The 9,504-nt window shown below is 57.9% G+C and carries 8 protein-coding genes and 1 pseudogene; all 9 read right to left on the bottom strand.

What is annotated here, in order from left to right; genetic code table 11:
• Nucleotides 1-257: 257 nt before the first annotated feature.
• Nucleotides 258-1,331 (bottom strand): hypothetical protein, encoded by a 1,074-nt coding sequence (locus tag ABYV89_RS10970; protein WP_432822993.1) that lies wholly within the window; start codon nucleotides 1,329-1,331, stop codon nucleotides 258-260.
• Between the two features lie 57 nt (nucleotides 1,332-1,388).
• Entirely contained in the window at nucleotides 1,389-2,384 is a 996-nt protein-coding gene (locus ABYV89_RS10965; protein ID WP_432822992.1) for a cytochrome c3 family protein, read from the bottom strand.
• An 81-nt stretch (nucleotides 2,385-2,465) separates the two neighbouring features.
• Nucleotides 2,466-3,554 (bottom strand): 6-bladed beta-propeller, encoded by a 1,089-nt coding sequence (locus tag ABYV89_RS10960; RefSeq protein WP_432822991.1) that lies wholly within the window; start codon nucleotides 3,552-3,554, stop codon nucleotides 2,466-2,468.
• A gap of 59 nt (nucleotides 3,555-3,613) precedes the next feature.
• Entirely contained in the window at nucleotides 3,614-4,621 is a 1,008-nt protein-coding gene (locus tag ABYV89_RS10955) for a cytochrome c3 family protein (RefSeq protein ID WP_432822990.1), read from the bottom strand.
• A gap of 114 nt (nucleotides 4,622-4,735) precedes the next feature.
• Entirely contained in the window at nucleotides 4,736-5,593 is an 858-nt protein-coding gene (gene ccsB / locus ABYV89_RS10950) for a c-type cytochrome biogenesis protein CcsB (RefSeq protein WP_432822989.1), read from the bottom strand.
• 29 nt (nucleotides 5,594-5,622) lie between these two features.
• Nucleotides 5,623-6,981: a cytochrome c biogenesis protein ResB gene (gene resB / locus ABYV89_RS10945; protein WP_432822988.1), complete on the bottom strand. Its 1,359-nt coding sequence runs from the start codon at nucleotides 6,979-6,981 to the stop codon at nucleotides 5,623-5,625.
• Between the two features lie 266 nt (nucleotides 6,982-7,247).
• Complete coding sequence (gene purE / locus ABYV89_RS10940; protein ID WP_432822987.1) at nucleotides 7,248-7,766, bottom strand: 5-(carboxyamino)imidazole ribonucleotide mutase; 519 nt, start codon at nucleotides 7,764-7,766, stop codon at nucleotides 7,248-7,250.
• Between the two features lie 42 nt (nucleotides 7,767-7,808).
• Complete coding sequence (purD, locus tag ABYV89_RS10935) at nucleotides 7,809-9,080, bottom strand: phosphoribosylamine--glycine ligase (RefSeq protein ID WP_432822986.1); 1,272 nt, start codon at nucleotides 9,078-9,080, stop codon at nucleotides 7,809-7,811.
• A gap of 208 nt (nucleotides 9,081-9,288) precedes the next feature.
• A pseudogene (gene purH / locus ABYV89_RS10930) lies at nucleotides 9,289-9,504 on the bottom strand (bifunctional phosphoribosylaminoimidazolecarboxamide formyltransferase/IMP cyclohydrolase); the annotation flags it as partial.

Genomic DNA, 9,504 nt, shown 5'->3' with positions numbered 1-9,504 from the left:
GCCGGCGCCGCCAGCATGGCCAAAACGACCGTTAAAAACACTACCTTCTTCATACTACCTCCTTGTTCTTAGCGCATTGTCGCGCGGGATTAAGATGCTGGCCAGACTACCTGGTCACAGCGTGCCTCCGACTTCATAACGACTAGCAAAAAACAAGCCAGCATTAAAAAGTAAGAAAATTCGCGCCATACCATGACATGACACTTAAATTTTTAAATTCACTGGCCTTTTGGCCCGATGCTATCCGCCATTTCGCTCTATGGCTTCTGCTCTTGCAGGCGCAGCAGCTCTTCCGCCTCAGCCTCCGTAACGGGGTGCCTGGAGAGATAGTCGGCATTCAGATATTGCCAAACCGTCACACGGCGATTCAGCAAATCAGTGATATAAATCCTGTCATCAGGTGAAACGGCCACCGCGTTCGGCACGGAATACCCCAAGGGGTGGTGAGTCCGCTTTCCGGCTCCGGTGATTAGCAAAACATTACCTTCCACATCGCAAATAAACATCGCCCCTTTCCTGGCGTCGGTGACATACAGATGATCTTCATGGTCAAAAGCGAGCCCCTTGGGATTTTCGAATTGCCACTGAAGATCGCCCCGCTCTCCGAAACCGAACAGGAAGCCTCCAGCATCATTGAAAACCTGCACCCGCGCATTCATCATGTCCGCCACATAAAGCCGCCCCTTAGAATCGAAGGCCAGCCCCTGCGGGGCATGCAGCGCACCGGGCGCATTGCCCAACCCCCCGAATGAAAACAAGTGCTTGCCCGCAAGATCAAAAACAACAATCTTGTGATTCTTACCATCTGAAACATAAATTCTGCCTAAACGGTCATTGACGGCAACATAGGCCGGCCGCTCCAGATTCGAGGCATCGCCCATGGTGAGCACAGGATTCAGCTGCGGAGAAAAAACTACGATGGCCCGTTTTTCCGCATCCGCTACATAGACTCTGCCATCCCCGCCAACCGCAAGCCCGACAGGACGCCCGAACTGAAAGTTTTTCAACCGAGAAATCGATTGATTGTCAAAGTCAAGGACATGCACCGTGCGCTCTTGCAGGTCGGATACGAACACCCGGTTACGGGCATCAGCCGCAACACCTCCAGGGGCCCCGAAAACAAGCTCTTCATCGCCAGTCAGAAATGAAGTGAACGCCTTTTTTTTGCCGCCAAGATTAAAATCAGCACGCGTGCTAAACAAGCCCAACCACTCCAGGCGTGGCTGTTCAGGAGGTGCCGGCCAAAGAACCCTGATCTTGTGCTGCGGCGAACACCCAACCAACAGCCAAAGCAAAAGACAACTCACGACATAACCAATAGTTCTAGACATCTTGCTCTCCTTCACACACCTGAGACCAATAAGCGCATACTTATGTTATTTTTGATGTTATTTCTTATGACACAGCTGGCAGAGAGACATTCGCTCGCTTATCCCCCGCTGAAAGTAGGACGAAGAATTGCCGCCATGAGGATCGTGGCAACCGATGCAAGAGAACTGCCGATCTGGATTAGCGGGATCGACCGGGCCTTCGAGGGGATGCCCCTGGCCGCCGACTCCTCGAACCACGTGACTGTCTTTGACAATCGCCCCATGGCAACCAAGGCAGAGATCATTGACCGCCGCGTTCAGTTGCCCGAAATGGGCACTGGCGTGGGAATCGTGACAGACCGAGCAGAGTCCGGCTTCGATCGGGCCGTGGATGTACTGGCGGGCCTTGAATTCATCGACCTTGTGTTCGTGGCATTCGGCGCAGAGCTTTGCCTCTTCGACCCGGTTGGCATATTTTGCCGGTTTGCTGTCCGGTTCATGGCAGTAGATGCACTGAAAAACCCCGGCCGGCCCGTGCACATATTCGTAATTGAGGCGGCGCTGGTGACAGGAACCACAGGGATTCTTGGCTGCAGATTCATTATCGAGCAGGGCCGGCTCCGGGTTCATATTGTGACAGGGTGCGCAGAGCGCTTCTTTTTCCGGCAGGTGCATGACAAAGGGAGAATATCCAGCTGGCGCCACCTCGCCGGGCCTGGTCAGAAAATAGAAATCGGCCGAGGCCTCCGCCACCTGCTTGCCGCCGGCAAAGCCGGCCACCTTGACGCTGTCCTTGCCGGGATCAAAGCCAGGCAGCAGAATGACAAAATCACCGAAAGCCTTGCGGTATTCGGCGCCGGAAATGTCGATCATGCCGCTTTTGGCGCCACCGAATTCGACGGTAATCGCCTCAATAACCGGCGAGTCACCGGCCTTGATGATCAGAAAGTCGGAGCGGACAATCGAGCTGCCATGCGCCGGGTAGATGATCTCAAGAGCCCACCCCGGGGCCACGGCAAAGAGCAGGGCTACCGCTGCCAGCAATCCGACCTTCAGCTGTCTACGCATATTCATGCCTCCACCTGTAGGGTTTAGCGCCATTCTCCCCCCGAACACAACAGACCGCCATCGCGATGAACCGCAAATGAGACGGCATCAGCGCAGGGCCTCGGGGATATAGGCCTGCCCCGGCTGAACCGGATTCTTTTCGAGATAGTCGCGATTGAGAAACTGGTACTGATGCACCATGCGATTCAGCGAGTCGACGACCCAGATGGCATCATTGCTGTCGGCAGCCACCCCCTTGGGCATGTCGAAACCACCGGGCAACCCCAGATTGCCCTGTGACGAGGTTCGTCCGCCGAGCGTCATCAGATGGGTGCCCATCAGGTCGAAGATGACGAAGCGATGACCGATGGCATCACTCACGTAAACATGCCCGGAGCGATCCACGGCGATCCCTTTGGCCATATAAAACGAGCCGAGCGAGGTGCCCCGTTCGCCAAAGGAACGCAGGAATGCTCCCTTGGCATCAAATACCTGGATTCGGGCGTTCATCGAATCGAGAACGTACAGGTTGCCATCGCCATCGACATCGAGATCAAGCGGATAATTGAATTCTCCGGGGGCTTCGCCGCGCGTGCCAAAGGTCTTTTGCCAGAGGCCGTCGGGGGTAAAAACCACCACCTGATGCAGCCCGGCATCGGCGACATAGAGCCGATCACTGACGCTGTCATAAACCAGACCGGTAGGCCGGCGCAGAATGTTCTGGCCGAAAATCTTGCGGACCTTGCCGGCCGCGTCAAAAAGATAAATCCGCCCCTGGACGTTGTCGGAAACGTAGACTCCGCCAGCGGGAGCGATCGCCAGCCCCATCGGTGAGACAAAGAAGAGCTCGTCCTGAGCGGGGCGCTCAAAATGACGCACCTTGTGCGCGGCGAAGTCGAGAATCAGAACGTCGTTCAGGGCGATATCCGACACGTAAACCCGCCCCTTGCCGTCAGATGCCACGTCATAGGGGCTGACAAATAACGACCCGGGCTCTTCGATGCCGAGCAAGGCCTCTGCCAGCCAGCTTTCGCCCCCCTTCTGAACATCGCGGTCGGTGCCGACGGTACGGATAAATTCGATTTTGGGGTCATCGCCGCCGATCGGCCAGAAAAACCTCTGCAGCGAGGCTTCTTTGGGAGCACAGCCCGACAGCAGTAAAGACGCAAGCAGCAGCCGGAACAAAAAGGTAAACAAGGATGATGACTTTGGGAACAAAACAGTTCTCTTTTCTACATTTATCTGCAACGAACAACTCAGGGATTTGCGACCGGACGTACCCGGTCATACGACTTGGGCTTGTGGCACCCGGCCAGGCAGGTCGCGCCGGTCGGGGTCGGCAGAAACCGCACCGGGATCTTCCAGTTGCCGAAACCGGGAACCCGGCTCAAAATAAGTTTTTCCTGATCGGCGCCGTGAATACCGTGGCAGTTGCGGCAGACCCGCCCTTTGACCGGTTTGTTGACATGTAGATAATGCAGGTTTTGATCGCCGTTGCGGAAGCCGGTCGCTTCGGAGGTGCGCTGGTACTGAAAGGTGCCACGATTGGTGTGGCATTCGAAGCAGAGCGCGAAATTCTCTTCTTCGTACGGCACATAAAACTCGCGGGGATAGTAGCCCCGCAAGAGCGGCCGGAATTCAGAATTGTGAGTCCGGTGGCAATCCCAGCAACGGCCTTCGGCCACCGGCTTGTGCTGGGAAACACTGCTCTCAATGATGCCGCGGATGCCGTTGTGGCAGCCGAAGCAGACCTTGTTCCCATCCGCCTTCAGCAGCGCAGGCTCGTTTGATGCGTGCGGGACATGGCAGTAATCGCAGCGGCCGGCCCGGACCGGTCCATGCACGCGGCCAGTGCTTCCGATCTCGCTGTGACAGCCCTGGCAGAGGATCCCGCCTTCAAAAATCAGCAGAAACTGATTGGTTCCCCCGTGTGGATCGTGACAGGCGAGGCAGTCGCCATCGGCAACGGGCGTATGAACATTGGCCTTTCCCGAAGCGGGGCTGTCATGACACTGTTCACACAGGCGCCCGCCAGAGAGCTTGAGCTGGAATGCCCCGCTCGCGCCGGGGTGGACTGCGCCGGCAGACACATGGCAGACCCCGCAGTCACCGACGGCCGCCGGGCCATGGACATATTTTTGCTTGGCGATGGCGGCGTGACAATTTGAAGTGACACAACTATCGTCGGCAACGGCTGAAGAAAAAGGCGACATTAAAAACAGAAGGGCAATAACACCGGATAGTACAGAAATGCCTGGTTTCATAGCTCCAACAAATCCCCCCCTTGCCGCTGCCGTCGGCTGCCTGCCCTGCCATCAACGGCAGGGCAGGCAAGCAGATCGTTTTATCTTGAACTCACTGGACTGGCGTATCGGGAACTAGCCCCCATACGAATGGAGCCCCGAAAGAACCAGGTTGACTCCGAGGTAGCAGAAAAGAGTGGCGGCAAAACCGACAATCGACAGCCAGGCCGCCTTTCTTCCGACCCAACCGCGGGTAAAACGGGCATGCAAAAAGGCCGCGTAAATAAACCAGACGATCAGACTCCAGGTTTCCTTCGGGTCCCAGCTCCAGTAGGTTCCCCAGGCGTAGTTGGCCCAGGCGGCGCCGGTGATGATGCCCAAAGAGAGCAGCGGGAAGCCGATCATGATGGATTTATAGTTGATGTCGTCCAGAATTTTCGCGCTAGGAAAGAGGGAAAGGACACCGCCTGCGGGTGTTTCGCCGTTGCTCTTTTCTTCCTTGCCGATTTTTATCAGGTACATGATGGAGACACCGCAGGCCACGGCAAAAGCGGCATAACCGAGGAAGCAGGTAATGACGTGGTAGGTCAGCCAGTTGCTCTGCAGGGCGGGCACCAGCGGCTCGATTGAATCATTGAGCCCCAGCTGTGCCCAGATCATGGCGACGAAGGCGAAGGGAACAACAAAAGCTCCAACTGCCCGCTGCCGATACTTAAGATCGATAAGCAGGTAGATCAGAATGATGGTCCAGGCAAAAAAGACCACCGATTCGTACAGGTTGGACAACGGGGCATGGCCGATGCCGCCAGGCACCTGATACGACTCGTACCAGCGCAGCCCGATGGCCGCGGTATGTACTGCCAGACCCGCGTAAGCGAGCAGGTTAGCCAGCAGGGCCGTCCCGGTGATCCGCGATGCCAGGTAGACCACGAACAGGATCATCGAGGCAAAATAAGCCCCGGTTGCCAGATTGAAACAGAGAGAGCTGGTCATTTTATTCCTCCATCAAAACCCCTGCGGGTTCAGGAAGCGAGTTCAGACTTGAGATTCTTCTTGAGTTCGTCAAAAAAGAGTTCGAAACCGGGCTGATTGCGATGAGCCGTCCCGCCGATCTTGACACCGGTTTTCTTCCCGACCGGCTGGATGGTCACCCAGATGCGGCGATGGGAAAGAAAGAAAGCAACCATCGAGCCAATTATCATCAGGGTGCAGCCAACCCATACCACCCAGACGCCGGGATCTTTGGCCACCTGCAGGCCCGTGTAGTACCGCTGCTGAAAATCTTGCAGAGAGAAGGCAAAGTCGGCGCTGCGCTGGGCGTCAAACCCGGGGAACGCCTTAAGAACCAGGAACGAACTGCGCTTGCCGCCGGCATCAACCACTTCCAGACGGGCGCCCGGGCCGAAATTCTGGTAGGACGGGGCAAAATCGACCACCCGCATGCTGGCACCGCCGGGAAGCGAAACCCGCTGCCCCTGGCGGACCGTAAGGTCGACCGTTTCGCCGGTGGCCTTCACGGTCGCCTTGAGTTTCAGCACCGCGTCACCGGTGGTGCCGTAGCTGGACTGATAGAAGGTGATCCCCTTGTACGACAAGGGATCGTTAACGATAACCGGACGCCGCTCGGTAATGATCTGGCCGCCATCAATGACCGTCAGCAGGCTCTTGAACTCCTTCGGCCGATTGGATCCTTCGTAATAGGAGACCGAAAATTCGTCGCAGCGTACAGAGAAGCCTAGATCAATGGGGGTATTGCTGCCGCGGGGCCAGACCCGGCTTTCGGCGGAACCCTCGACGATATTGACGTAGGCCTTGTATCCCCAGAGGCTGCCGATGATGGCACCGATGAAAATGATCAGGATCGACAGGTGTGTGATGTAGACCCCGAAACGGGCATACGGCATTTTCTGCGAAAAGAGATGGACCACACCCTCTTTTTCAGTAACGACCGGGCTGGCGAACTGCTGCTTGAGGAAGGTTTCCAGCCGAGCCTTCACCTCATCGACGGAGCCGGCGACGAGGTGCTCGTCGACGTTGGAAAAGGTCTGGAACAGGGAATCATCGGCAACCAGAACCGGTTGGGTCGCCGCTTTCCAGACCCTGGGAAAACGATTGATCGAACAGGCGATCAGATTCAGGGAAAAGACGCCGAGCAGTGCAAGAAACCACCAGGAATGGTACATGTCGAAGAACTGCAGGGAATCAAGCAGCCGATAGGTGCTCTCGCTGTACTCCTGCAGGTACTCTTCGGGAGAACGGTTCTGCTGGATGACCGTCCCGATGATCGAGGTGACCGCCAGCAGAATCAGGGTGACGATGGTCAGCTTGAGGGAACAGAAAAAATCCCAGAGTGCATCAATCGGATTTTTTTTTGCGCGCAAAATAGTAATCTCCTGAGACAAAAGCCCTTGGCAATCGCAAATACTCGCTGGTCAGCAATGCACAGGACCAGGAATTCAAGGGCTCAGAAGCAAACAACAAAAGGACCGTAAGGGCCTCGGGGTGAAGTGCCATGAATTGGCATGAATCCTCATGCTAATCTGCTAAAAACTAATACATGGGGTCTCGGCATGTCAAGGGAAATCGCCCCACACACTCCCCCCAGGTCACCCCCCATAAAGAAGAGTTAACCGTTTGGATTGACAACTCAAATGCCGTCTTTGACCATGCGCTCGGCAAGGGCCTTGGCCTTGGCCTCAACCCCGGCGACCAACTCAACTTTATAATCAACCAGACGCTGCGCCAGGCTTTCGTCCGCGACGGAGAGAATCTGCACGGCGAACAGCCCGGCGTTGCGGGCACCGGCCTTACCGATGGCCATGGTCGCCACCGGGATGCCGGCCGGCATCTGGACCATGGCCAGCAGGGCATCGAGCCCCTGCAGGGCGGTCGAGTCAATGGGCACGGCAAGCACCGGCAGGGTCGTTTCGGCAGCGACCACCCCGGCCAGGTGCGCGGCCGCGCCGGCGCCGGCGATCAGCACCTTGATGCCCCGCTCCCGGGCCGAACGCACGTACTTGGCGGTTCGCTCCGGGGTGCGGTGAGCACTGGAAACCGTCATCTCGAAGGGCACACCGAAGCCCTTGAGCGCCCGTGCCGCTTCCACCATCACCTCATAGTCGTTGTCGCTTCCCATCAGAATACCGACCAACGGCTTGTCACTCATCGTCTGCTCCACAGAAGTTAGATTGTTATTCGGCCAGCGGGCTCAGCGGCCCAGTGCTTTCTTGCCGATATCATTGCGATAATGGACATCCTGCCAGCGGATCTCCCGCACTCCGGCATAGGCCTTGTCGATCGCCGCTGCCACCGTCGCGCCCAGGCCGGTCACACCAAGCACACGGCCGCCATTGTTGACGACCTTGCCGTCCTTCAGCGTCGTTCCGGCATGAAACACCATCAGGTCTTCAATCGCTTCGGCTGCCTCCAGGCCGGAAATTTCCAGTCCCTTTTCAAAGTCAGCCGGATAGCCCCCCGATGCCATGACCACGCAGACCGCCGCCTTGTCGTGCCATTCGAGCGAGGCCTGGCCCAGTTCGCCGCGGGCGCAGGCCTGCAGCACCGACACGATGTCCGACTTCATCCGCATCAGCAGCGGCTGCGCTTCCGGGTCGCCGAAACGGGCGTTGTACTCGACCACCCGCGGCTTGCCGTCCTTGATCATCAGGCCGACATAAAGAATGCCGCTGTAAGGGCAGCCATCGGCCGCCATGCCGTCGATGGTCGGCTTGACGATGGTCTCGATCACCTCGGTCGCAACCGCATCGGTCACCACCGGGGCCGGCGAGTAGGCGCCCATGCCGCCGGTATTCGGGCCTTCATCGTTATCGTAGACCCGCTTGTGATCTTGGGCCGAAGCCAGCGGCAGGAACTGCTTGCCATCGGTAAAGGCAAAGAAAGAAGCCTCTTCTCCGTCCATGAATTCTTCGATAACCACCTGGCTGCCGGCCGCGCCGAAGACCTTGTCGAGCATGATGTCATCGATCGCCGTGATCGCCTGCTGCTCGGACATGGCCACGACCACCCCCTTGCCGGCCGCCAGGCCGTCGGCCTTGACCACGATCGGCGCCCCCTGCTGGCGGACATAGGCAACGGCGGCGTCACGGTCGGTAAAGGAACCGTAGGCGGCCGTGGGGATACCGTATTTGGCCATCAGGTCCTTGGAGAATTTCTTGCTCCCCTCAAGCTGCGCCGCCGCCTTGCTGGGGCCAAAAACTTCCAGGCCGGCGGCCTGGAAGCGGTCGACGATCCCCATCGTGAGCGGCACCTCGGGGCCGACCACGGTCAGGTCGACTTTCTCGGCCATGGCAAAATCGAGCAGCGCCTCGATCTCATCGGCACCGATGTGCACGCACTCGGCCAGTTCGGCAATCCCGGGATTGCCGGGCGCGCAGTAGAGCGTATCCACCAGCGGCGACTGGGAAATCTTCCAGACCAGGGCATGTTCGCGGCCACCACCGCCGACGACCAGTATTTTCATGACCAACACTCCTTTATTCTCGCCACAGAGTCACAGAGACCCTGAGATCAAGATTCTTGTTTTTGACCTTCATCCCACCGCCGGCCCGAGAAGCGAGCAATTTTGGCCAAGGTCAAGGAAGGCAAGTGAGGGCTGCGGAGGCGTACATCGTACGCCGCACAAAGCCCTCGCGCCGCCTGACGCGGAGATTGGCCAAAAGGGCCGCTTCCTAGTGCCTAAAGTGGCGCATACCCGTGAAGACCATGGCGATGCCGTGCTCGTCGGCGGCGGCGATCACCTCTTCGTCACGGATCGAGCCGCCCGGCTGGATGACAGCGGTGACGCCGACGGCGGCGGCATTGTCGAGGCCGTCCCGGAAGGGGAAGAAGGCGTCCGAGGCCATGGCCGAGCCCTTGACGTCGAGGCCGGCATGCTCGGCCTTGAT

Source organism: Trichloromonas sp. (genome assembly GCF_041583255.1).
GTDB lineage: Bacteria > Desulfobacterota > Desulfuromonadia > Desulfuromonadales > Trichloromonadaceae > Trichloromonas.
Note: the sequence above shows the minus strand (reverse complement) of the source record. Positions and strands in the feature narration are given on the sequence as shown.

Coding starts and splice junctions, on each gene's coding strand:
- ABYV89_RS10970 (WP_432822993.1), bottom strand. CDS start 1,331: ATGTCTAGAACTATTGGTTATGTCGTGAGTTGTCTTTTGCTTTGGCTG.
- ABYV89_RS10965 (WP_432822992.1), bottom strand. CDS start 2,384: ATGAATATGCGTAGACAGCTGAAGGTCGGATTGCTGGCAGCGGTAGCC.
- ABYV89_RS10955 (WP_432822990.1), bottom strand. CDS start 4,621: ATGAAACCAGGCATTTCTGTACTATCCGGTGTTATTGCCCTTCTGTTT.
- ccsB (WP_432822989.1), bottom strand. CDS start 5,593: ATGACCAGCTCTCTCTGTTTCAATCTGGCAACCGGGGCTTATTTTGCC.
- purE (WP_432822987.1), bottom strand. CDS start 7,766: ATGAGTGACAAGCCGTTGGTCGGTATTCTGATGGGAAGCGACAACGAC.
- purD (WP_432822986.1), bottom strand. CDS start 9,080: ATGAAAATACTGGTCGTCGGCGGTGGTGGCCGCGAACATGCCCTGGTC.